Below are 23508 nucleotides of genomic sequence, written 5' to 3' on the forward strand. Positions count from 1 at the left end.
TCATTCAGATCCAAGCTTTTTTCCATATCGAAAGCTATTTAGACGTAATAGCTTCAGCAATTTCTTGATGGGTCATTTCTGAATTCAGAGTTGCTTGTCCTATTTGGATAAATCGACTGTAGTCATTTTCTTTCATGAAGGTTTCAAAAGCATTGGCATCATCGATAATATTAGCTTGTTGCAGCTTTTGGCTGATTTCTGTTGAGTTTGTCCCACTCACAATATCGATAGAAAAAGTGACAAGGGTGCTCTTTTCTTTTTCCTTATCGCTCGATGAAGCTGTAGTTTGTTGCTGAGCTTCCCATTCTTCATTGCTTACAACGTGGTACCCGTCTTCTTCTAATTGAGAAATCATTTCTTCTGTCCCAGGGGATTTTTCCTTCACCTCAACAGAAGGCTCTTCTGAATTCCAATAGGTGATTCCGACAACTATGGCAGCAGTTAATAATCCTATAGAATAAGAACGGATCAAATGCTTCATTATTGGACACCTTCACTTTTTTGCTGTTGGACCAATGAGTGAACGTCATGTTCGCTCAAATTCGTCTGTTTAGCTATGTAATGAAGCTTATATCCTTTTTTATACATAGAAAGGACCGTGTCTACAAGAGGTAACTGTTTTGGTGTTTCTGGCTTGGGAGCAGGCTGTTTCATGATTTCTTCTGTTAAATCTTCTGCTAACAGCTCTTCTTCCAAAACATTCATCTTTTTCTTCATCTGATAATTGTTTTGCATCATCGTCATCGACACCTGCTCAATTTGGCTTTCAATCCCCTTCATACGATCATTCATGAAAAAAGAGAGAATGAATAAAACGATGGCAACGGCTGCAATTGTTCCTAAAGCATATAACAAATTGATCACTCCTTATTTGTTCCACGTTTATTTATATCATAGATATACTTGCATGGCTATGGGACTTTTCATAGGTTTTACGTGAATATCCACTTGAAAGGGGACAGTGTTTTTGTTATTATAAACAAGTCTGATAATGTGGATAAGACAGTGAAAAGATTGATTAGGAGGAATAATGATGCGCGTAAACATTACACTTGCTTGCACTGAAACTGGTGACCGCAATTATATTAGTACAAAAAACAAGCGTAAGAACCCTGAACGTTTGGAGCTTATGAAATATAGCCCACGCGTAGGGAAACACACGCTTCACCGTGAAACTAAGTAAAACAGTAGGATTATTTCCTACTGTTTTTTTCTTAGGAATTGATAAAATAACAGTTAGTGGATTTTAAGCTTGTGGAGGCTGACGGGGCGATTTCGCATGTGATTAACTCAGGCTCTTGAGGGCATCCCCCTCATTCTGGGTAAAAGAGGGCCTATCGTTTTCTGTTGAACCAATACAAAGAAGGATTTTTATATAACTATTCCTATACATAAAAACGGGGTGGAAATATGGACAAAACGGAATGGAGATTCGTCGGTAAAAACATCCTGCAGAAAATAACACTTAAAGATAAACAAAAGATGGAATCTGTCATGTATGCCCACTTATTCGACAGTCCCCTTTGGAAGGAAGCTGACGTTGTAGGGGTGACGCTGTCCCAATCACATGAATGGGCGACAGAAGATATCATTGAAGAAGGATGGAAGGCAAATAAGATCATCGCAGCTCCTAAGTGTATTCCTGAAAATAAACAAATGCAGTTCTACCAGCTCGATGATTATAATCAATTGGAAAAGGTGTACTTTGGTCTGAAAGAACCTGATCCGGAGTGTTCTGAGAAAGTGAATAAAGATGATATCGACCTCCTGCTTGTACCTGGGTTATTGTTTGATGAGCGAGGCTACAGGATCGGGTATGGTGGGGGTTATTATGATCGGTTTATTGAAGGATACCTTGGAAAAACAGTGATGATTGCTTCTGAGAAACAAAAGCAGTCAGGTCTTCCTGTAGAAGAATTTGACCAAAGAGTAGAATATGTCCTGACTGAGAATGGAATACGTGCAACATACACTTTTTAACAAAACGTTCATAATTTTTCTATGAAATGTGAATTACTGAGCAAACCTTCGCAGTATAATGGGAGTAACTTAGTAAAGGAGTGGTGATGATGGAGCATGTGAATCGAGTCGCATTAATTGGCACAGGAGCGGTAGGTTCCAGTTATGCTTTTGCACTTTTGAACCAAGGTGTTGCGGATGAGTTGGTTTTGATTGATTTACACAAAGACAAGGCTGAGGGTGATGCGATGGATCTGAACCATGGCTTAGCTTTCGCCCCGGCCAATAAGAAAATCTGGTTTGGAAGTTATGAAGACTGTGAACTGGCGGACATTGTGGTAATTACGGCAGGTGCTAATCAAAAGCCCGGTGAAACACGTCTCGATCTACTTGAAAAAAATACTGCAATATTCAAAACCATTGTAGAATCTGTCATGCGAAGCGGCTTTGATGGTATTTTCATCGTAGCGACCAATCCGGTTGATATTTTGACATATATGACAAGGGAATTTTCTGGACTGCCGGTGAATAAGGTGATCGGTTCGGGTACGATTCTTGACACCGCTCGTCTAAGGTTCCAATTAAGTGAATATTTTAATGTGGATACAAGAAATGTTCATGCTTATATTATGGGAGAGCACGGAGACTCCGAACTTCCGGTTTGGAGCCATGCCAATGTGGGAGGACGGTCAGTATTCGATCGCATCCAAGACCATCCGGATAAGTACGATATTACAGATTTAGATACCATTTTTGAACAAGTGAGAGATGCAGCTTATCATATTATTGAGAGAAAGGGTGCTACTCATTATGGTATTGCTATGGGACTTGTAAGATTAACAAAGGCGGTCCTCCATAATGAAAATGCAGTATTGACGATTTCTGGTTATGTGAACGGTTCATATGGCGTTGATGACTTGTACATTGGTGTTCCGGCGATTGTGAATCGTAAAGGGATTACTGAAATTATCCAACTCGATTTAAATGAAGAAGAAAAGGGGAAATTCACCGAATCTGCCTCTATCCTGAAAACAACGATGGAGCCTGTGCTGAAGAAGTATTTGAATAAGGATCCACAGGCTGGCAAAAAATAACCCCATCTAACGAAATGAGGTGGGTGAAATGCGTCAATTACTCCGGTGGGGGTTGATTATAAGTACTGCAGGTGTGTCTTTATATAAATATCGCTATAAAGCATTGGATATTGTAACAAGAATTCCAGCACTGCGAAAAGTTTTCGTTCGACTCTCCATGAATATTCCATGGGTCAGGCAAAAATTTCTTTCACAAATGTTTCGTGGTCGTTAATGTATTAACAAGCTGTCAGGCTAACATCTGACGGCTTTTTCATCGTATAGTGAGAGGGGCAATTCGCTATATGATTGCTCTTAAGCTTGAGGAAGATAACTTCGACTTCTGAAAATACAAAGTGTGTGTTTTTTATAAAGCTGATGGATGGTTCTGCTGGATGTGAAAATGGTATGATGTTAGGCGTGAAGGGGGAAGAAGTGTGTTCATTCAGCAAGAGTTTTACTTATGGAAATTGACATACGATCTTGTTATCGGCCAAGATTTTCAAGTATTGCATATGAATACGGAAGAAGGAGAAGTGTGGCTCGAGAAAGATTCCAAATGGAAAACCCATGTCGTTCGCCTGAAGCATAAACAGATCAACTGGAGAAGTGAGCTGAAAAGAGATGTAGAGGCCACTTATAAACAATTGAAAAATAACCGCCAGCTTTTTCGTGGCGGGAAGAAGATCCACTTACATAGTTTATATATATCCTCCCATCCACCGGTAGATGAATGGGAGGATATTACGGAACAGCTTCCGGATTCAAAAATACCTACAAGGCTTTATTACTTATCTGATAGCAATAAAGATAAAGAGAAGTCACGTTTCTACGATACAGTTGGTTTGAAGGAACCATTGATTGATCAACACATCAATGAACAAGAAATGGAAGCGATGATTCCTTATATTAAACAACAGGTCGTCAGTCAGGATCGAAATCAGAAGAAACGAATGCAATCTTTATTTGAGTTCGGTAAACCGAGAATAACCTATGTTTTATTGATGTTGAATATACTGATCTTTACGTATGTGGAGTGGAAGGGGGACAGCACCTCTGTTCTTACCCTGATTGAATTTGGTGCAAAATACAACCCTGCCATTATATCTGGGGAATGGTGGCGGATCGCAACATCCATGTTTTTGCATATTGGTACTTTGCATTTGTTGATGAATATGTTTGCGTTATTTTATTTAGGTACAGCTGTGGAGAAGATTTACGGCACTTGGCGTTTTTTCGTCATTTATATGCTGGCTGGTATCTTCGGCGGGGTGGCAAGTTTCATGTTGAATCCCCATGTGGCCGCTGGTGCTTCAGGTGCAATTTTTGGTTTGTTTGGTGCGCTCCTCTATTTCGGGGTTCAGCATAAGCGTTTGTTTTTCCGGACAATGGGGTGGAATTTATTATTTATTATCGGCTTGAATATCGTCTTTGGATTACTTGTCCCTCAAGTGGATAACGGAGCCCATATGGGAGGATTGATAGGTGGCTTCCTGGCTTCGGCACTTATTAATATGCCAGGGCAAAAAAATAAAAAGCTGCAGACTTCAGCTTTCCTCCTATATCTTATAATACTGGGAGCAATGGTCTTAATGGGGGCGACCAGCATCTTTAATGGCGAGCAGACATTATCTCAAGTCCAGGAAACTCAAGAACTCAATCAAAAGGAAGCCTATGATATTGTCATAGAAAAGACGACAGCCGCCCTCGATGATCCTGGGGCGTATGAAGCGGAGTTACTGTTTAATCGTTCCTATGCTTATTATCAAACAGAGGAAATCGATCGAGCACGTGAAGATTTACATGCAGTCATCGATCTTGCTCCTGATATGGCTGAGGCACATTATAATTTAGCTCTTTTATACCAGAGTGAAGGTGAATTGGAAAAAGCGGGTGAACATGCCGCTAAAGCCGTTGACTTGAAACCAGACCAGGAGGATTTCCAAAATTTAAATAAAGAATTTCAATAGTACTGGATCAGTTGGTGTTTCTTGCCGGTGTCATCTTCATACAGGACCATCAAATGTTTACCGTTTTTATCAAATAAGATGAGAGGAATGTAGCTTTGGATCGGGTGGGATGACTTTGTATCACTGATTCCAAGTATATAATTTTTATAGAGACCTTCCCACAGTTGGCCTTTGATCCTTGCAAAATTTTCTTCTGTTGTGCCAGGGAAGGTTTTTTCTTTAAAATCTGCTAATTCGGTCAACGGAACTAAGGTGTAGTTATCTTTTTGGATTTGATAATGTGTCAGCAATTCTTCCCATTGAGCTTCAATTTGCTGTGTAATGGTATGATCAAGCCTTTCTTTCCACTCTTCTTCTTCAGGATCTGAAGGTTTTTTGAAGGCAGTAGTACTGGAATGTGGGGAATCTATGACATATAATTCATCTTTTGAAGTTTCTTGAATACTTTTGATCGGGTCATCGCCTTCATGAATTTCTCCATGATGGAAAGAGATCGCCTGGTATTTTTGGCTATCTTCTCCATGTATGCTCGTCTCTTTTTTTATTTCAGAAACGTTTTCTTCCCATTTACTCACAACACCTTTAAGGCGTCCGTTCACATATAAAAGAGACACGTCTTGTCGCAAATACATAGGGCGGTCACTTTCAGAAGAGACGTCCCAAAGGACCTCGTATTCATCCGCATCTTCTTGTGCTGAAAAATTTAACGTGGTTGCAAACTTGCTGAAACCTCGTTCTTCATCTAAAGGAAAATATTTGACCACAGATTCTTCCTGAAAATATTGTGTGTATAAGGCTATGATAATGGCTAAGGCTAACGGACCCAATACCCAGAACAACCAAACTTTTTTCACGTTATCCTCTCCTTAAGCTTCCTTTCTTTCTGACGGGTATGTATACAGATAGATATGATAGATCTTTCTTGGACATGCAAGGGAATTCAAGAGAAAGAGGCTTCTCATGTTTCGACGTATGTTTTCTTCTATTTAGAAAAAGCTAAATGGTAGCAGGCAGCAGGGAGGGAACGTCATGGAAGAACAGCTTTTGTTTGATAACTATGAGAAAAATGTCTCCTACATGCGGGAAAGACTTGGTGTGGATGAAAGTTTTGATATGATCCATTTAGACTTGGTGTATGCAGGAAGAGGCATGTCGCTATTTCTCGTGGATGGGTTCGTCAAAGATGAGATACTGCATTATTTGATGAAATTGCTTTCTCGTTTAGATAAAGAACAGCTTGATCCAGATCCCTTAGAGCAATTGTTGAAAACGCACTTACCCTATGTGGAGCTGGATGAACAAAAGGATTTGAATAAAGCGGCTGATAATGTGTTAGCCGGCCCAACGGCTCTTCTTGTTGAAGGTGTAGATAAGATCATCATGATTGATGCCAGGACTTATCCAGTCCGTGGACCAAAAGAGCCTGATTTAGAAAGAGTTGTTCGTGGGTCAAGAGATGGTTTTGTTGAAACAATCGTATTCAACACGGCTTTGACGAGACGACGGGTCAGGGACAGATCATTACGGATGGAATATCTTAAAATCGGACGTCGTTCACAAACCGATGTGTGCTTGTGCTATTTGAAAGATATTGCGGAGACGGATCGGATCGAACACTTACAGAGAGTTTTGCAGGAAATCGATACAGATGCTCTGCCAATGGCTGAAAAGACAATCGAAGAATATATAAGTGGTCAGCATTGGAACCCTTATCCAGTGGTTCGCTATACTGAAAGGCCGGATACGGCAGCGGCTCACCTTTACGAAGGACATATATTGATCATCATTGATGGATCACCGAGTGTGATGATCACGCCAGCGACTTTTTGGCATCACCTCCAGCATGCGGAAGAATATCGCCAAAAACCACTTGTAGGAGCATACCTTCGCTGGGTTCGTTTTTTTGCATTTTTTGCATCGATTTTCATTTTACCTTTATATTTTCTAGTATCAAAACAACCTGTCCTCCTTCCGGAAAATTTATCCTTTATCGGCCCTTCAGAAGCGGGGACCATCCCATTGATTGTCCAGTTTCTAATTGCCGAAGTTGGAATTGATATGTTGAGGATGGCAGCCATCCATACGCCTTCCTCTCTCGGAACCGCTTTGGGTTTGGTGGCCGCTATATTAATCGGTCAAGTGGCTGTAGATGTAGGATTGTTCTCAAGCGAAGTCGTCTTGTATTTAGCATTAGCTGCTATTGGAACTTTTGCTACTCCAAGTTACGAAATAGGTCTCGCAGATCGAATATCAAGGCTTGCTTTATTACTTGTCACAGGCTTGTTCGGTGTAAAAGGTTATGTGATCGGGGTCACCTTCTGGTTGCTTTACCTATCTCACATGCAAACATTTAAAACGCCTTATCTATGGCCGTTCATGCCATTTTCCTGGAAGCCATTGAGAGATGTCTTGATTCGGTCCCCTATTCCGCTTAAAAACAGAAGACCTGCCTTTCTTCATCCAAAAGATCCTGACCGATGAACGGTCAGGGTTTTTTTGCGTTTTCAATCTAGTTATCTATTGGTATAATAAGAGAAGGTGATGTGACGTGAAAACAATTTATGATGTACAACAATTTCTGAAGAAGTTCGGTACGATTATATACGTAGGTGATCGTATAGCCGATCTTGAATTGATGGAAGACGAAGTCCGTGAGTTGTATAAATCACAATGTATGACCATCGAGGACTATCAGATGGCTATCTTGTTACTGCGAAGTGAAATGACGCGGCTACGGGATCGAAAGAAGGGGGAAGAAGACCGGTGGGACAAACGTTTTATTTAGGGGCAGATATTGGTGGTACGACCGTAAAATTAGCAGTTCTTCAAGAAGACGGTACAATCGTTGAAAAGTGGGAAATTCCGACAAATACAGAAGAGCAAGGGAAATCTATACCATCAGATATTGCCAAAGCGATCGATGATAAACTGGGGGATCTGCAGATTGAAAAGAATAATCTCGCAGGAATTGGTGCGGGCGCTCCTGGATTTGTTGACACGAAAACCGGTTACATACATGAGGCCGTCAATATAGGATGGAAAGACTTTGCTTTCGGGGAGCGCTTGAGTGAACTGACTAGCCTTCCGGTCTGGGTCGATAATGATGCAAACCTTGCCGCTTTAGGTGAAAACTGGCTGGGAGCTGGTGAAGGTTGCAGTGAACTGATTGCGGTGACACTTGGAACAGGAGTGGGTGGCGGCATCATCGCTAACGGTAACGTTTTGAACGGTGCTAATGGAACGGCGGCTGAACTAGGTCATGTCACAGTAGTTCCAGACGGTGGCGCGCCTTGTAATTGTGGGAAAACCGGTTGTTTAGAAACTGAGGCTTCGGCTACCGGTATTGTGAGAAAGGCGAAAGAAGTCGTGGAACATTATCCCGAATCTTCTCTACACAAAACCATGGCAAGTGGCCAGTTGACAGCGAAGGACGTTTTCGAGGCTGTTGAAGCCGGCGATACAGCAGCGGGACAAGTATTAAAAGACGTATCCGACGTATTGGGAATGGCCATTGCTAATATGGCTATAGCCATCAATCCGGAAAAAATAGTGATCGGGGGTGGAGTTTCTCAAGCTGGCCGTTTACTGTTAAATCCTTTGGAGGTCGCTTACAGAAAATACGCATTGCGCAGAACAGCTGAGGCTTCCAGTTTTGACCTGGCAGAGCTGGGCAATGATGCAGGAGTCATCGGTGGCTGCTACTTAGTTAAGAAGAATAGGTGAAAAAATTGGAGCTTTTTCAGCTCCAATTTTTTATTGTCGCAGTCATGAATATTTCCTCTTTGTCTTATTTTGTAAAGGATTTTTAATGTGAGAGACTTCCAATTCTAATGTTCTTTTATTATGATGGGAAAGACAATAAAACATCATTTTACAAATGTTGGTTTTTACTGATTTTCATGAAACCTTTCTGGTGGTTAATTCGTCATATAATAAGAACGAGTTTAATATTGATTATAAGTGGAAATTGTTAAAAGAGATATGGAATTGGGTAAACGTATGTCTCGTTGGCCTGGTAACGTAGTAGAGGAGGAACCATCATGCAATTGAAAAACATTCGCATGCCTTTATTTGTGATAGCGACATTGCTATTTGGTTTGAAAACATATTTCGTCTATAGATTCATGTTTGATTTATCTATTGAAAATCCGATGCAGGAATTTATATTGCTATTCAACCCAATCGCTAGTGCATACTTGATTTTTGCTATCAGTGTGTGGTTGCAACCGAAAAGGCAAATGAAGTATTTAAGATGGACGATATTGATTGGATCTTTGATCTTATTTGTAAACTTAATTTTTTACCGTAATTTTACAGATTTCATAACTATCCCGGTATTGTTTCAAGGGAATAATGCAGCAGATTTGACAGGCAGCTTCTTGACCTTGCTTCACATTGAGGATCTTCTGATTTTCGCTGATGTCGCACTTGTTTGGTATTTGAGTAAACATAAGTTCGGCTTATCTGTCCAGTTACCAAAAAGAGGGAAAATTGCAGCTACAGCAGTCACATTTCTGCTTTTGTCAGGGAATGTCGTACTTGCAGAGATTGAGCGTCCAATGTTATTTGTCCGTGCTTTTGACCGTGAATACTTGGTGAAAAATATCGGAGTGTACAACTATCACCTTTATGATGCGACGATGCAGACGAAGACGAAAGCACAAAGGGTGTTCGCAGATGGAAGTGAAATCAGTGAGATTGAAACATATTTAGAAGAAAATTCTCCTGATGAAGTTAATAAAAAAGCAGACCTTTATGGCATTGCAGAAGATAAGAATGTCATTTTCGTAAGTGTTGAATCTTTCCAGAATTTCTTATTGGATTCTAAGGTCAACGGTACAGAAACAACACCATTCTTGAATGATTTGAAAGAAAGCAAAGATACTATTTTCTTTAAAAACTTTTATCACCAAACAGCACAAGGGAAAACATCGGATTCCGAGTTCATCGTTGAAAACTCTCTTTATCCTTTAGGGAGGGGAGCGGTGTATTTCACACATGCAGGAAATGAGTACAATGCCCTGCCTGAAATATTGAATGATGAAGGTTATGAAACTTCTGTTTTTCATGCTAATAATGGAAGCTTCTGGAATCGAGATACGATGTATGACAACATTGGATATGATGAGTTCTATGATGAAAAATCTTACCAGGTGACACCAGAGAACTCATTTGGATGGGGCCTTGAGGATAAAGCATTTTTCGAACAATCCATCAAATATATGCAGTCTCAGGAGAAACCGTTTTATAGTAAGTTCATTACTTTGACGCACCACTTTCCTTTTGAACTTCCTGAAGAAAAAGCGAATATTGATAAATTTGATTCAAATTCTAAGACATTGAATTCCTTTTTCCAAACCGCTCGCTATACGGATGAAGCTTTACAGCAATTCTTCCAACAATTGAAGGATGCGGGGTTATATAAGGATTCGATCATCGTATTGATGGGGGACCATTATGGAATCAGTGATTTCCACAATGAAGCGATGGGACAATTCTTAGGGAAAGAAGTGGATCCGTTCGTCCAGACTCAATTGCAGCGTGTCCCATTCATGGTGCACATCCCTGGGTATGAAGGTGGAGGAGTTAGAGAAGACGTCGTCGGCCAAATTGATGTCAAACCTACCTTGCTTCATTTGCTCGGAATAAATGCCGGGGGAGACATGACCTTCGGTGACAATATGTTCGCAGAAGATGGGAAGGACTTCATTGCAATGAGAGACGGAAGCTTTATTAGTGAAGAGTATTTATTTACGAATGAGCAGTGTTATGACCGCGCTACCGGTGAGCTGTTAGCCGAAGAAGAAACGGAGGCTTGCCAACCGATTAAAGAAAAGGTCGAAAAAGAGCTCAATTACTCTGATAACATCATTTATGGAGATCTCTTCAGGTTTTATGATTTCGATTCTTCAAGTGAATAAGAGAAGTACTAGCCGTCATGACATCGATGTCATGGCGGCTTTCTTATGGTAAAGCTTTGTTGAACTTTAGTGGTGACATTTATGGCAGTGACAGTCTTATCTGCAAGTGTGAATCCGCAGGTTTTGGATAATGGTGTTTTGGAGGAGAATAGGAGCGCTGAAGTTTAACCTGGCTTTTGATATAATGATATTTCCGCTTTTTTTATCACATATTTTGATATGAGTAAGGGTAATGATACCAACATACGATAGTCTTTATTAGAAGGTGAGGTTCGATTATGTTCCGTTTTGAAAATGTTTGCCAGGAACCGCTGCATGATTTGAATTTTAGAATAGATAAACAGGATAAGGTTATTCTATTCGGACCGTCAGGAGCAGGTAAGAGCACACTGCTATTTTTATTGAACCGACTAAGCGATCCTGAACAAGGAGAGATTTACTACAAAGACGCCCCTATACAAAACCAGCCGATAACTAAACTTCGTAAAAATGTAGGGCTTGTGCTTCAAGCGCCAAATCTATTCCCAGGTACTGTGCTTGAGAATATTAAATATGGACCAGCACTGTTTGGGGAGTGGGAAGAAAAAGATGGAAAGAAACTGCTTGATTATGTCCAGCTTCCCTCCAGTTATTTAAATCGGGATGTAGAGCAGCTCTCAGGCGGAGAAAAACAGCGGGTATCGTTGGCGCGTACGTTAGCCAATTCACCTGAAGTATTGCTTTTAGATGAGCCGACGAGTGCTTTGGACTATAAGACCGCAGAAGAAATTGAAGAAGTGTTAGCATGTCTGATCCAAGAACATCAGCTGACAATGTTGATGGTGACTCACAATTTGAATCAAGCACGACGCTTGGGAGACCGGGGATTGTTTATTGCAGATGGGAAGCTCCAGGAGGATGGTGCTATACCAGATATGCTCGATGAGCCTAAAACAGAGCGGCTATCCAAATTCTTAGAGCAGTAAGGAAGTGAACACATTTGGAACCTGAAATTTCTAATCAATCGCTGTTTTTTCTTATTATTTTTGTGATCGTTCCATTAGTTCTCTCATATTATTACCAGCTAGGTGTAAGTAAGAGTGTCATTTGGTCAACATTCCGGGGGACGATACAGTTATTTATTATTGGTTATATACTTACTTTTTTATTTGATTTACCTGCATCTTATGGGATCCCGTTCATGCTTATGGTAATGATCGTCATCGCTACCCTTCACGCCCGGCAAAAAGGGAAAGAACTCCCTTATGTTGGGTACGTGATCTTTACTGGCCTTCTTTTTGTTGAAATAGGGGTACTTTCTTTATGGCTCGTTTTTGATATGATCAACTTTCGGCCATCAGAGGTCATTCCGATGAGTGGGATGGTTATTGGTAACAGTATGACAGCTATGGGATTGGCACTTGAAAGAATGAAAAATGAATTCAGGGCTAACAACGGAAGGCTTCTTGCTTCTTTATCGCTGGGAGCGGAACCAAAGCAAGCGTCTCACCTAATTGTTCAAAAGACATTGCATTCCTCGCTCATTCCCAACGTCGATCGTTTGAAAACGATCGGGTTGGTACAATTACCCGGGATGATGACAGGACTTATTTTAGGCGGAGTTTCACCTGTCATGGCCATCAAATATCAGTTGGTCATTTCCCTGAGTATATTTTCCTCTGTATCTTTAAGTGCGATGTTCATAACACTAGCCATGTATCGTTACTTTTTCAATAAAAATAAGCAATTACTGGAGTCGGCAGAAGATATTAAGAGTTCTCGATCTTAAGAATCAGGTTATGTTTCGGATCCACTTGTACAATAAAAAAAGCAGGCTGCTGTATAGCAACCTGCTCTCCTGTGTTCATTAGCCGAATAGATTGTAATAAATCGTCATTACAGAGAACCAACCGAAAATTAATGCTGATGCAGCTGCGAATAAGACGGCAAAAAAGTTTTTCGTTTTCAGTTCGCGGAAAACGGCAAATACACATAGGATTGTTACGAGTAGAAGAAGAATAGCTGTTACCAAGCTCAGCACCCCCTATATCTCTTTTCTTTATTATCATCCCGTTACTATGGATGTTATACTATATGTAGCGAATGTTGATCCTTATTTATTTTATAGTATAAAAGAGAAAATGTCGAGTTATCTATCTGTATTTTAATAAATTACAAAAGAGGTGTCTACCCATTGTTGAAAATTTCACGTCTGCCATTAGGGCCGATGGCTACAAACGCATATATCGTTCATGAAAATAAAAAGGCTTTAGTTATTGATCCTGGAGGAGACTTTGAGAAATTGGAGAGTTACTTGAAAGAACGTGAACTGAATGTGGTTGCAGTGCTTCTGACGCATGCTCATTTTGATCACATAGGCGCTGTCGAAGATGTCCGTAACGCATATGATGCACCTGTGTACATACATGAAAAAGAAGCGGATTGGCTTGGTGATCCTGCAAAGAATGGATCAGGTTTGTTCGGTTTGGGGGAAATAACCGCAAGCCCTGCTGATCACTTCTTTGAAATTGGGCAAGTCGATTTGGGAGGGTTCGCTTTTGAGGTTCGCTATACCCCTGGTCATTCCCCCGGTAGTGTTTCCTTTGTGTTTAGAAACCAACGGTTCGCAATTGCTGGAGATACCCTATTTCAGCGAGGGATAGGGCGAACGGACCTCCCGGGAGGAAGCCGGCAAGAATTAGAGAAGAGCATTGAAAAGGAACTGTTTAGCCTTCGCGATGACATGCGGATCTATCCAGGTCATGGGCTCCCGACTACTATTGGAGAAGAGAGGGAAGAAAACCCGTTTTTTAATTAATCTTTATAGAATACAGGAGTTAATCTAGAAAATGTTTTTGCTGGAATCAAGCGGATTCTCCATTCCATCTTTAAAAAAAGAACCTGTTACCCTTTTGGGTAACAGGTTTTTTTAGTGTCCACCGAAACTCGGTACGAGAATAAATGAAGAATAATACGTAAAACCAATCATGAAAACTGTCAAGTATGAGAAAAATATGTACACATACATACGCTCAGACAGTTTAAGGTAACCAACAGCAAGGAAAAAAGCCGTTTGAGCAAGAGATAATAATGCCGCTTCCATCATATCGCCTGTATAGAACATGACAGCAAATATACCTGTCCAAAAGGCTAGCACTCGAAACATACGATCCATGCTATTCCCCCTCCTTTTCTCTCGTTAAACTATCATACACATTATAAACGACCGCTAAACAATTGTAAATAAATCATATTTTTCTTTACCTTTCAACAGTATTTGTTAAACAACGCTATTATATGCGTTCAAGGCTGGTGAGGGGGAGCATCTTGTTATAAGTCGAAAAACAAGTTTTAAATATTGCACAAAGGTTATACATCAGATGTACAATGTGGATATACTTAAATATAGTGAGGAGAGCTGAATATGGACGAGTTGAAATTCTACACATACCCGAGTTGTACATCATGCAGACGTACAAAGGCATGGTTGAAAAATCAGGGAGTGGAATTTAACGAACAGCACTTATTTCGTGAAACTCCTTCTGCGAATGAACTGAAAAAAATACTCTCGCTTACCACACATGGAATTGATGAGATTCTGGCAAAGAGGAGTAGAGAATATAAAACGTTAGAAGTGGATGTGGAAAATTTATCTTTGAGTGAGTTTTTGGATCTTGTCATCGATAAACCGAAACTTTTGAGACGGCCTATTTTGACGAACGGAAAAAGCCTTGTTATTGGTTATGATCCTGATGGACTAAAAAAGATTACGGATTACCGGATGGAGCCCGTGGGAAATATGTCTTGAATTACGATGATGCTCATCGCACCTCCTGAATGAAGGTGCGATTTTTATTCTGATAATGTATGGAAGGTTCTGGAATGCTGGGTACGCCCGTCGAAATCCTTAAGCACCCATTCACATGCCCATTTTTGTCCAGACTCTCTCATACATACGGAAGAGATTTCGCCATTTGGGTGCTGCGATGTATAATTGTAGGTAGTTTGTAGCTCTGGAAGTGAAATTAAATGATTTTCTAATGAACTTCTTGTTGTTTCTAACATGCTTTGTTTCATGATGGAGCTTTCGTGGAGTTGTGTTAGCACTAATTGATTTTTATATTGTTGGATGGTATTCATAGTGAAGAGGATGAGCAACAATGAGATCATCAACACCCATGGAAAAATAACTCCTCTTTCATTGTTAATGTGGAAGATGGATCGTGCGCTTGTAAACTTTTTCACTTTTCATCATCACTTCCATCATGATGGTTTGGGGGCTCGTATCTATTTTGAATGATTGGACATCCTGTAACAAACTTTCATGCCCTGAACCGTCCACGCTCCTCTTGATGATTGCCCCGTATTGTTCGATTAAGACATTTCGGTGGTTCTTGTCAATAACTGTAATGGCATCCGGATAAATGGAGTAGTTCCTGGATCTGTTAATTTCTTCTTGAATAAATGTCCCAAGTTGCTGAACGGCCATTTCCTCATAATAAAAATTTTTTGTATGAATCAGCGAAAGAAGTGGTGTAGACAATGAGAGTATGATCATTGTCAAAGTCAAGCTGATCATCACTTCTGAAAGGGTGAACGCCCTCTCATTCCTCATAAGGCGCATACAAGCAGAACTCCTTGCTTCGTTTGTGATGATTTTTCCATTCTGCACACCCTTCTATCCAGCCTTTTTCTATTTGGAAACTCATTCTGACAGGGAGGATAGTAGTATCTGACTTGAAATAAGGAAATTCATCAGACGTTTGTATATAATTATAGAACTCATCATGTAAAAGTAAGTGCACTTTCCTTTCCAAAGAGAGATCTTTTTGCGAGCTTTGGACAAGGGTGAGAATGGGGAGCAGGAAGGTGGTGATGACTAATAATATACTGAAAGCAGAGATGGTCTCAATCATTGTAAATCCTTCATTCTTTTTCAATTCGGACCCTGCTTGTACCAAACGGAAAGGTGACTCTATATATAGTACGAGGGGTTTCAATTCTCATCGTACCAGCCTGGTTAATCATTCCCCTTTGATTGAATTGAATAACAGTTTTCAAGGTGAGCATTTTAATCCTCCATTGATCGGGGAGTTTCCTTATAAATATGTTTTCTTTGTTTTTTGCATCATAAAGTTTATATTCGTTTGTTTCTTCTTCGAACAACAACATATGATAGGCATGTTTCTGCATGGTCAACTGCTGGATAAGTAGAACGTCTTCCTGGAATTGTTGGATGAATAATGATGCTTGCACCTGCTGAGACGTTCTGTGGTGGAGAGGAATGATAGAAGATAGAAGGACCGACCAACATAATAGGACAATAACCATTTCTGTGAATGTGTAGCCTTTATAGTTATTCCCCCACAATTGATACTTTCCCATCACTGTATGCTAACTCGTCTCCGTTCGGGCATGTCGTCGTACTGATATAGTCTGATGATTCTAGTATGTCAATGCTGGTTGCGTAAGAATCAGTGTCGATGTAATAAGCTTCTCCTTGAGCTTCGACTGTTTTTATAAGCGCTTCACACCCCTTACTTCGTATCGTCGTACTGTTTTGTGCCATATTCGGAATGGTAATGATCAATAAGACGGAAATAACGAGCAGCACGATAAGCATTTCAATTAGAGTGAAACCTTTTTCGTTGTTTAACAATTCGATTTCTCCTTTAGTTAAATTTGTTGCATCCATTGATAGAGGGGGAGCATAATGGAAGCATAAATGCTGATGATGACGACAGCGATGCAAACAAAAAACACGGGCTGGATCATTTGGAGCCACGCTTTGATTTTTTCTTGCATGTACTCCATGAAGAAGTCCGCAAGCATTTCCAGCTCATCTTGTAATGCTTTTATGTCATTTGTATGGTGGAAGATATCCGTCAATTCCGTTCGGAAAAGCGTGCATGAATGAAGGGCTTCGCCGAAGGACTTTCCTTCAGATAGTTCTGATAGGATCCGTTCACTATAAAAGGAGAGGATTTCATATTGTTTATGGTTTTTCATCAGCTCCATCGACTCTTTTAAAGTCAAGCCTGCCTGCAATAAAGAATAAAGGTGTGTGGTGAAAAGGAACGATAGAGAGAAGGACTGATAAAACTTCACCAGTGGGACACGGTGGTAGAAAGAAAGCTTTTTTTGTAATGTCATATGGGGTAAGATAAACTTGAGGCACATCAGACTTAGGAAGAGGATGATACTGCATATTCCGATTGCGTTGAGAGCATGTGTCATCAAAACCATAAGTCCAAGGGGCTTTATTTTCTTGACCCTCAAATAACAACACGAAATTGGGCATAACCGTTTGTTGAAGAATGAGGAATGCGATAACAAGAAAGATAAACAAAAAGAGGGGATAACGAATGACCTGGAAAAACCTTTGTTTATAGTCCTTTTTCATTTGCAATAAGTCTTTGCATTGTTTCAAAGTCTTCGGTAAATCATTGTGGATATGGCTGAAATATAAAAACTGTGTGACAGTAGAGGAAAAACGGGCTTTTTCACATGCTGCATCAAGCGTGTCTCCTTTACTCAATGATCGTGCTACTGCTTCGGTGGTCGGTTTCAAAGCGACATCCCATCCAGTCATTTTAAGTGCATCGAGCAATGGATAACCTTTTCCCAGGATATGACTTAAACGTTGAAAAAAAGTGATTTGATGCTTAACTGATAAAGGGGGTTCACGAAACCGGATCGATTTCATGTTTCTTAATGAATCCGAGGGCATATGCTTTCCTCCTTAAATGGGAAAAAGAATAAAAAGACTGGTCCCCTGGAGGGTAGCCATGAATTGCTTTCTGTAAATTGCCTCCTTCCAATAATTCAAGTATCGCTGCTCTCTTTGGAAGCTGCTCACCTCCTTCAATGGAGACAAGTTGTTGGGAAGCGATGGCAATCAGAGATTGTTCAAGCTCAGCCTGTTGGATATTCATTTCTTTGAGGCGGTGAATCGTTCCAAAGGCGCTTCTGGCATGGATTGTACTAATGACAAGATGTCCGCTTAAAGCTGCCCGAAATGCGAATTGTGCAGTATCTTGATCACGGATCTCACCGACCATCAGTAAATCAGGGTCATGTCTCAAGGCAGCTTTTAATCCAGTATCATAGGTGATACCTGCTCGTTCGTTGACTTGCACCTGAATAATATTATTCAGGTTTTTTTCGATCGGATCTTCTAATGTGATGGCTTGGAAAGAACTTTGATTCATCAAAGATTGAAGTAAGGCATAGAGCGTGGTGGTTTTTCCGCTGCCAGTAGGTCCTGTGAAAAGGATCATACCGCTGCGGTGATGCAGCCAATGTTTGATTTTCTCTAATTGGTGGGGAAAAAGGAATAGCTGTTCCAGTGGTGTGTGATCCATAGGGTTGAGTATGCGGATGGCTAAGCTTTCCGTCCCTGTGATGGGGAGTGTGGATAGACGCAGGTCGAAAATCGAGTGATTGGCTCTGTGTTGGAGGGTTCCGTTTTGAGGGCGCTTTTGCTCTCCGATATCCATTCCTGAGGTGAATTTAAAGTAAGAGAGCATCTTTTGATAAAGGGGTAACGGAAGATTTGAGTGGAAAATTCTTTTTCCGTGGATTCGAAAATAGATGCTCGCATTTTCTGCGTAGGGAGAGAAGTGGATATCAGAGGCGGTTTGCTGGACAGCAGATACAATCAGGTCATGAGCATGATTGGCAATGGAATTCAATAAACATACCACCTCATCTTTTTATATTTGCAAAGTATACTATTCGACATAACTTGTAATAATCCTGCTTCATTTGATTTTTTTCTAGGAGGTTACGCATGATTTATTTAATTGGTTTTATGGGAAGTGGCAAATCCACAATAGCTAAGCAGCTTAGTGAGGAGCTGCATAAAGAATACATAGAAATGGATGAAGAAATCGAAAAAAAGGAAGGGACTACTATTCCCCAGATGTTTTCAGATCACGGGGAAAGCTACTTCAGGGAGAAAGAAACGCTTTTTTTGAAAAGTATCAAGGGGGATGAAATTGTATCAACCGGCGGCGGAATCATTTTGGCAGATGAAAACAGGGATCTCCTTGCAGAGGGTACAGTTTTTTATTTGCAGGCTTCCTGGGAAACGATTGTCGAGCGGTTGGCTGATGATACCGAACGCCCGCTTTGGAAAGGGGAGATAGCAGAAAAGAAAGCCCGACTCGAAGAGCGTCTTCCTCTTTATGAAAGCCTTGCAGATTATATTATCCCGGTGGACGGAAAAACGCCCGGGGTAATTACAGATGAGATTGTAAAGTGTCTAAAATAAGGGGATTCTGAACATACTATAAATAATATAGGTGAAAAAAGAGGGATTCTCATGAAGCAGAATGACTACGTGAAGTTTTTGACAGAAGAAATGGTCAAGTATATGCACATGTCTAAGGAAGAGAAGAAACAAAAGAAGGAAAAGAAACCATCCAAGAAATCTTCTTTTTACTGGTTTGGAATGGTTCCGATGGCTTTGAAGATGTTCAAAAGAAAAAGGAAATTGACCAATCATTGAAAAGGAAAACGTTCAAGAAGAAGCCGCTGATACATCAGCGGCTTCTTTACGTTGGTACAGGAATTCATAATATACCATCTTGAGTGTGTTTTGTGTTCCAAGAGCTAACTCCATTTCAACCATTGACCCAGGATGCACTTGTTTCTTGAGATATATAAAACAACCCCCCGTTTATGACTTCCATGTCAATGTATGGTTTATAGCGGGTATCGATTTGTTCACGTTCTTTAGTGAATGATTCCAGTCCGATATCTTCGGATTGGTAGAAAGATTCCAGCAATTGTTTTTCTTGGTCTAAATGCCGTAAAGATTCTATCGCCCAATCGTTATTTTTGGATGCGATGTAATTTTCTACATGCCTCTCGATTCTTTTATAGGCACTGGCCAGCGTAATAACAGGTGTCATAGGGAAAGTATAATCAGACACCTTTGTTTCGAAATCAATATTTTGGATTCGCTCCATCATTCTGAGTGTCATTGTCCCATGGATTAAATTCAATCCGATGGATATAGGTTCGTCCTTCGCCTGCTTTCCTCTGTAGTGAAGAAGTGCGTTCACCACCAGCCAGGGGCTCATCGCTTTATTGTGGTCGGGCTGATGGATGACTTCATATAAGCGCGCTGTCCTTGCTTTTTTTATGGCTGTATTGTAAAGAGTATGGAGTTTCGGTGTTCCTGCATGCAAATAGATGCCTTGATTTATTTTCTGATCGGTATCTGTGAAGGTAAGCTGCATGGGATCACCTGCGCGGTTCATCTTCTTCATATAGTGCCAGTAGAAGGGGCGATTCATGATTTCTTCATCCATTTCATTTGTCAATTGTACTTTAAAATGAGAATCGCTTTGTTCAACGACTGAACATCCATACGAGGTGAAAAACTGTTGAACAAACGTAGTATAAGGGTTTAAGGCGTTCAACTGGATTCTCTCCTTTCATTAACGGTGTGCTCTACATAACTGACTAAATTATCCAGCTTGATGTCCATCTCTCCCTGGCTTTCCGACTGTTTCAGGATAGACTGGATTTGCTGTTCAAAAGCTCCTCCCGGGATTTGCTCCAGGATATGATCCAGGTCACCGACTGCATTTTTGAACATTTCGATTTTCTCATAAAGCATTTTCATTATATGATCTTCAATAGTGTCTTTAATGGCGAAATTGAAAATTTTCACATCGTGTTCTTGGCCAAAACGGTGGATACGGCCGATGCGCTGCTCTAAACGCATTGGATTCCACGGTAGATCATAGTTGATCATATGATGACAAAACTGCAGATTGATACCTTCTCCTCCAGCTTCTGTGGCCACCATTACCTGTGCTTTGTTTTGAAAGAGCTGCTTCATCCAATCTCGTTTGCTTTTGTTGAACTTCCCACTGAAAGGTACAGAAGTGATGCCATTTTGCTGCAAGTACCATTGCAGATAAAACTGAGTTGCTCTATATTCCGTGAAAATAATGAATTTTTCCCCTGTATTCTCAATCAATTCTGCCATCCGCTTTGCTTTCACATGATGGGGAAGCTTCCCGACCGCGTCAATGTATTCGTCATATAACTTCCCATTTTCTTCAGAAGCGTTCTTCTTTAATTGATTCAGAGACATATAGCAAGCCTCTCTTGAGGAACAAAGTTCTTTAGCTAAAGTCAACCAGGTAAAAGACGGGTGGGTAGCTTTCAGGTTTTCTAGTTTTAAGTACATCTCCTTTTCTTCTTCAGTAAAGGATAGGCTTTCATTCACGACCTTCCGTTTGGATGAATCCAACCCAGTGTCTTTACGGCGGTTGCGGATCATCAAGTGACCGACAAGGGAGTGAATGTGCTCGATATTACTGTCTTGTTCAGCATTTTTTCTATATTTTTTCTTAAAATCTGTAAGGTTTCCTAGATAACCAGGTTTCAATATCGACACAAGGTTAAAGAGGTCACTCAATTTGTTTTGAATAGGAGTGGCCGTCAAAAGTAAGCAATAGGTTTTTTTCAAGGATTGGACAAATTGATAATTTTTTGTTTGATGGTTTTTCAATTTATGGGCTTCATCAATAATGATGAGGTCATAATCAATGGATAATATTTCTTCCTTGTGGTTTTCCCTTTTAGCCATGTCGATGGAAGTGACTGTGACGTCCCATTCACTCCAGGCAGCTTGTTTTTTTCTGGGAGAAGCAGCCTGGATATAAAATTTTTCGTTCAATTCTTGTATCCACTGGTTCACAAGGGAAGCGGGGGTAAGGATCAGAATTTTTTTGGCACGGCCCCGAATCATATATTCTTTCAAGATCAAACCAGCTTCCAATGTCTTCCCTAACCCTACTTCATCGGCTAAGATAGCTCTGCCATTCATCTGGTGGATGACTGTTTCAGCGGCTTCCAACTGGTGTTCCATAAAATCGACATGTGGAAGATGCTCAATGGAAAGCAGTCCATCAAAGCGGGGGACGGTTTTGAACTGTGCAGCTTTATAGGCTAGTTTGAATCCTTCCCATGTGGCTAATCGGTCGGGTTGATCCAGGTTTTCAGATAAGTTTTGAATAAATGATTGATCTGGTTGAATCTCGATCATTGTTGCAGCCCTCCATCTATTCTTAATAGGAATGATTAAAGATTGTGAATTATTGTAGAATTTTCGTGTCTTTTGCTGAAGACGCGTGATATAATGTAGCTGAAAATGATACTAAAATGCATCTAATCGCTAGGCAATAGTATGCCCGGTAAAATCTAGAAAAATACGAAAGCGAATGACTATAGAGGGAGAGACCGCTTACGTGGCGCCGAAGGAGCAAGCATTTCCGATGTGAATCTCTCAGGCAAAAAGACTTCTATAGGACGCAACTCTGGAGAGTGTTCGCACAAAACAGATGCGAACCACCCAAGAAGCAAGCGTTTGGCACAAAAAGAGGCCGCGTGAAACTTTCTGGTTAACGGACAGAGACTTCCCACGAACGGTGAAGTCTCTTTTTTTATGGGTGAAAATAGTACTGAAGGAGTGATTGGTTTGACAGAATTAAAACGAACACCTTTATATTCTGAGTATAAAAAACTAGGCGCGAAAACGATCGATTTCGGAGGTTGGGCATTACCTGTGCAATTCTCGAGCATCAAGGATGAACATGAGGCGACCAGGACAGCGGCTGGGTTGTTCGATGTTTCCCATATGGCTGAGGTAATGGTTGAAGGGCCGGACAGTTTAGCATTTTTGCAAAAGATGTTGACGAATGATGTGTCTAAGCTTGAACCAGGAAAAGCGCAATATACCATCATGTGTTATGAAAACGGGGGCACGGTAGATGATTTGATTGTTTACCATTTAGATGAAGCGAAATACTTATTAGTCGTAAACGCTGCCAATCGTGAAAAAGATTTTGAATGGTTGAAGCAGCACCAGGATGGAGATGTGCGGATCGGAGATGTTTCTGACGAATATGTACAGTTAGCCGTTCAAGGTCCAAGAGCAGAAGAAACATTGCAGACTTTGACAGATACAGATCTTTCTTCTATCAAATTCTTTCGTTTTGAGCAAAACGTATCCTTACGTGGTGTAGAAGGACGGGCGATTGTTTCCCGAACGGGATATACAGGGGAAGATGGTTTCGAAATCTATTTGCATGCCTCTTCCGGAGCGGAACTATGGCAGGCTCTTCTTAAAGCAGGGGAGCCATTCGGACTGAAGCCTGTCGGTTTAGGCGCGCGTGATACATTGCGCTTTGAAGCGAACCTGGCATTATACGGTCAGGAATTAAGTGCAGATATTACACCAATTGAGGCAGGTCTGAATTTTGCTGTCAAGGTTAAGAAGGATACGGACTTCATTGGCAGGGAAGTCTTGAAGCGACAAAAAGAAGAAGGCCCGGAAAGGAAATTGGTCGGAATCGAAATGATTGATAAAGGGATTCCCCGCACTAATTATGACGTGTTGGACGACGAAAAGGTCATCGGTTTTGTTACTACAGGTACCCAGTCCCCGACGCTTGGCAAAAATGTCGGACTTGCATTGTTGGATAAAAAATATACATCGGAAGGGACAGAAGTCACTGTCCAAGTGCGTAAGCGCCGTTTGAAAGCGAAAGTCGTCTCAACACCATTTTATAAACGATAATG

Annotated in this window: 29 protein-coding genes and 2 riboswitches; of the genes, 15 read left to right on the forward strand and 14 right to left on the reverse strand. The window is 40.8% G+C overall.

The window, feature by feature from the left end:
* Window positions 1–34: 34 nt before the first annotated feature.
* Entirely contained in the window at window positions 35–481 is a 447-nt protein-coding gene (locus ACTWPX_RS13410; RefSeq protein WP_443120189.1) for a hypothetical protein, read from the reverse strand.
* Window positions 481–855 carry a hypothetical protein gene (locus ACTWPX_RS13415; RefSeq protein ID WP_443120190.1) on the reverse strand — a complete coding sequence of 125 codons (375 nt, stop codon included), beginning with the start codon at window positions 853–855 and terminating at the stop codon, window positions 481–483. Before ACTWPX_RS13415 ends, ACTWPX_RS13410 begins: the two co-directional genes overlap by 1 nt.
* A 178-nt stretch (window positions 856–1033) precedes the next feature.
* On the opposite strand from ACTWPX_RS13415, the gene rpmG reads away from it, so the two are divergent.
* From rpmG to ACTWPX_RS13435, 4 genes are all read left to right on the forward strand, one after another.
* Window positions 1034–1183 carry a 50S ribosomal protein L33 gene (rpmG, locus tag ACTWPX_RS13420; RefSeq protein WP_035509116.1) on the forward strand — a complete coding sequence of 50 codons (150 nt, stop codon included), beginning with the start codon at window positions 1034–1036 and terminating at the stop codon, window positions 1181–1183.
* Between the two features lie 227 nt (window positions 1184–1410).
* Window positions 1411–1980, forward strand: coding sequence for a 5-formyltetrahydrofolate cyclo-ligase (locus ACTWPX_RS13425; protein WP_443120191.1), 570 nt, complete (start codon window positions 1411–1413; stop codon window positions 1978–1980).
* Window positions 1981–2066: 86 nt separating this feature from the next.
* Window positions 2067–3053 (forward strand): L-lactate dehydrogenase, encoded by a 987-nt coding sequence (locus ACTWPX_RS13430; RefSeq protein ID WP_443120192.1) that lies wholly within the window; start codon window positions 2067–2069, stop codon window positions 3051–3053.
* 416 nt (window positions 3054–3469) lie between these two features.
* Entirely contained in the window at window positions 3470–5002 is a 1533-nt protein-coding gene (locus tag ACTWPX_RS13435) for a rhomboid family intramembrane serine protease (RefSeq protein ID WP_443120193.1), read from the forward strand.
* On the opposite strand, the gene ACTWPX_RS13440 is transcribed toward ACTWPX_RS13435, so the two are convergent.
* Window positions 4996–5856 (reverse strand): hypothetical protein, encoded by an 861-nt coding sequence (locus ACTWPX_RS13440; protein ID WP_443120194.1) that lies wholly within the window; start codon window positions 5854–5856, stop codon window positions 4996–4998. The two genes, ACTWPX_RS13435 and ACTWPX_RS13440, sit on opposite strands and share 7 nt — an antisense overlap.
* Window positions 5857–6031: 175 nt before the next feature.
* Between ACTWPX_RS13440 and ACTWPX_RS13445 the strand changes: the two genes are divergently transcribed.
* The 6 genes from ACTWPX_RS13445 to ACTWPX_RS13470 all read left to right on the forward strand — a co-directional run bounded on the left by ACTWPX_RS13445 (window position 6032) and on the right by ACTWPX_RS13470 (window position 12691).
* Window positions 6032–7483: a spore germination protein gene (locus ACTWPX_RS13445; RefSeq protein WP_128526459.1), complete on the forward strand. Its 1452-nt coding sequence runs from the start codon at window positions 6032–6034 to the stop codon at window positions 7481–7483.
* Window positions 7484–7550: 67 nt separating this feature from the next.
* On the forward strand, window positions 7551–7787 hold the full coding sequence (locus tag ACTWPX_RS13450) for a YqgQ family protein (RefSeq protein WP_443120195.1): 237 nt from the start codon (window positions 7551–7553) through the stop codon (window positions 7785–7787).
* Window positions 7766–8725 (forward strand): ROK family glucokinase, encoded by a 960-nt coding sequence (locus ACTWPX_RS13455; protein WP_443120196.1) that lies wholly within the window; start codon window positions 7766–7768, stop codon window positions 8723–8725. The genes ACTWPX_RS13450 and ACTWPX_RS13455 overlap by 22 nt, the downstream gene beginning before the upstream one ends.
* Before the next feature lie 317 nt (window positions 8726–9042).
* Entirely contained in the window at window positions 9043–10923 is a 1881-nt protein-coding gene (locus ACTWPX_RS13460) for an LTA synthase family protein (RefSeq protein WP_443120197.1), read from the forward strand.
* Between the two features lie 278 nt (window positions 10924–11201).
* A complete protein-coding gene (locus ACTWPX_RS13465; protein WP_443120198.1) occupies window positions 11202–11888 on the forward strand; it encodes an ABC transporter ATP-binding protein in 687 nt (228 codons plus the stop codon).
* Between the two features lie 14 nt (window positions 11889–11902).
* On the forward strand, window positions 11903–12691 hold the full coding sequence (locus ACTWPX_RS13470) for an ABC transporter permease (protein ID WP_443120199.1): 789 nt from the start codon (window positions 11903–11905) through the stop codon (window positions 12689–12691).
* Window positions 12692–12769: 78 nt separating this feature from the next.
* Here the strand turns inward: ACTWPX_RS13470 and ACTWPX_RS13475 are convergent, their stop codons facing one another.
* On the reverse strand, window positions 12770–12934 hold the full coding sequence (locus ACTWPX_RS13475; protein WP_128526465.1) for a DUF2759 domain-containing protein: 165 nt from the start codon (window positions 12932–12934) through the stop codon (window positions 12770–12772).
* Window positions 12935–13096: 162 nt separating this feature from the next.
* On the opposite strand from ACTWPX_RS13475, the gene ACTWPX_RS13480 reads away from it, so the two are divergent.
* Entirely contained in the window at window positions 13097–13720 is a 624-nt protein-coding gene (locus ACTWPX_RS13480) for an MBL fold metallo-hydrolase (RefSeq protein WP_443120200.1), read from the forward strand.
* Between the two features lie 111 nt (window positions 13721–13831).
* On the opposite strand, the gene ACTWPX_RS13485 is transcribed toward ACTWPX_RS13480, so the two are convergent.
* Window positions 13832–14077 carry a DUF2626 domain-containing protein gene (locus ACTWPX_RS13485; protein WP_128526467.1) on the reverse strand — a complete coding sequence of 82 codons (246 nt, stop codon included), beginning with the start codon at window positions 14075–14077 and terminating at the stop codon, window positions 13832–13834.
* A gap of 249 nt (window positions 14078–14326) precedes the next feature.
* Here ACTWPX_RS13485 and ACTWPX_RS13490 point away from each other — a divergent pair, with 249 nt between their 5' ends.
* Window positions 14327–14710 carry a Spx/MgsR family RNA polymerase-binding regulatory protein gene (locus ACTWPX_RS13490; protein WP_443120201.1) on the forward strand — a complete coding sequence of 128 codons (384 nt, stop codon included), beginning with the start codon at window positions 14327–14329 and terminating at the stop codon, window positions 14708–14710.
* A 396-nt stretch (window positions 14711–15106) separates the two neighbouring features.
* On the opposite strand, the gene ACTWPX_RS13495 is transcribed toward ACTWPX_RS13490, so the two are convergent.
* From ACTWPX_RS13495 to comGA, 7 genes are read right to left on the reverse strand one after another with little or no spacing between them, the layout of a single operon-like run.
* Window positions 15107–15526, reverse strand: a complete 420-nt coding sequence (locus ACTWPX_RS13495; protein WP_443120202.1) for a competence type IV pilus minor pilin ComGF — start codon at window positions 15524–15526, stop codon at window positions 15107–15109.
* Complete coding sequence (locus ACTWPX_RS13500) at window positions 15507–15842, reverse strand: hypothetical protein (protein ID WP_443120203.1); 336 nt, start codon at window positions 15840–15842, stop codon at window positions 15507–15509. The genes ACTWPX_RS13495 and ACTWPX_RS13500 overlap by 20 nt, the downstream gene beginning before the upstream one ends.
* A complete protein-coding gene (comGD, locus tag ACTWPX_RS13505; RefSeq protein WP_443120204.1) occupies window positions 15829–16287 on the reverse strand; it encodes a competence type IV pilus minor pilin ComGD in 459 nt (152 codons plus the stop codon). Before comGD ends, ACTWPX_RS13500 begins: the two co-directional genes overlap by 14 nt.
* Window positions 16259–16561, reverse strand: coding sequence for a competence type IV pilus major pilin ComGC (comGC, locus tag ACTWPX_RS13510; protein WP_347232251.1), 303 nt, complete (start codon window positions 16559–16561; stop codon window positions 16259–16261). The genes comGD and comGC overlap by 29 nt, the downstream gene beginning before the upstream one ends.
* Before the next feature lie 17 nt (window positions 16562–16578).
* Window positions 16579–16920, reverse strand: coding sequence for a type II secretion system F family protein (locus tag ACTWPX_RS13515; protein WP_443120205.1), 342 nt, complete (start codon window positions 16918–16920; stop codon window positions 16579–16581).
* Entirely contained in the window at window positions 16898–17632 is a 735-nt protein-coding gene (locus ACTWPX_RS13520) for a type II secretion system F family protein (protein ID WP_443120206.1), read from the reverse strand. Before ACTWPX_RS13520 ends, ACTWPX_RS13515 begins: the two co-directional genes overlap by 23 nt.
* A complete protein-coding gene (gene comGA / locus ACTWPX_RS13525) occupies window positions 17586–18596 on the reverse strand; it encodes a competence type IV pilus ATPase ComGA (protein ID WP_443120207.1) in 1011 nt (336 codons plus the stop codon). The genes ACTWPX_RS13520 and comGA overlap by 47 nt, the downstream gene beginning before the upstream one ends.
* 98 nt (window positions 18597–18694) lie before the next feature.
* Here comGA and ACTWPX_RS13530 point away from each other — a divergent pair, with 98 nt between their 5' ends.
* Complete coding sequence (locus tag ACTWPX_RS13530) at window positions 18695–19177, forward strand: shikimate kinase (RefSeq protein ID WP_443120208.1); 483 nt, start codon at window positions 18695–18697, stop codon at window positions 19175–19177.
* A 51-nt stretch (window positions 19178–19228) separates the two neighbouring features.
* Entirely contained in the window at window positions 19229–19414 is a 186-nt protein-coding gene (locus ACTWPX_RS13535) for a YqzE family protein (protein WP_128526475.1), read from the forward strand.
* A gap of 115 nt (window positions 19415–19529) precedes the next feature.
* On the opposite strand, the gene ACTWPX_RS13540 is transcribed toward ACTWPX_RS13535, so the two are convergent.
* On the reverse strand, window positions 19530–20333 hold the full coding sequence (locus ACTWPX_RS13540) for a YqhG family protein (RefSeq protein ID WP_443120209.1): 804 nt from the start codon (window positions 20331–20333) through the stop codon (window positions 19530–19532).
* Entirely contained in the window at window positions 20330–21973 is a 1644-nt protein-coding gene (locus ACTWPX_RS13545) for a DEAD/DEAH box helicase (RefSeq protein WP_443120210.1), read from the reverse strand. Before ACTWPX_RS13545 ends, ACTWPX_RS13540 begins: the two co-directional genes overlap by 4 nt.
* Before the next feature lie 175 nt (window positions 21974–22148).
* Window positions 22149–22239, forward strand: a riboswitch (glycine riboswitch).
* A gap of 3 nt (window positions 22240–22242) precedes the next feature.
* Window positions 22243–22341, forward strand: a riboswitch (glycine riboswitch).
* Between the two features lie 64 nt (window positions 22342–22405).
* Here ACTWPX_RS13545 and gcvT point away from each other — a divergent pair.
* Window positions 22406–23506 carry a glycine cleavage system aminomethyltransferase GcvT gene (gene gcvT / locus ACTWPX_RS13550; protein WP_443120211.1) on the forward strand — a complete coding sequence of 367 codons (1101 nt, stop codon included), beginning with the start codon at window positions 22406–22408 and terminating at the stop codon, window positions 23504–23506.
* Window positions 23507–23508 lie beyond the last annotated feature (2 nt).

Source organism: Halobacillus sp. H74 (assembly GCF_052246715.1).
In the GTDB taxonomy this organism is placed as follows: domain Bacteria; phylum Bacillota; class Bacilli; order Bacillales; family Halobacillaceae; genus Halobacillus; species Halobacillus litoralis_A.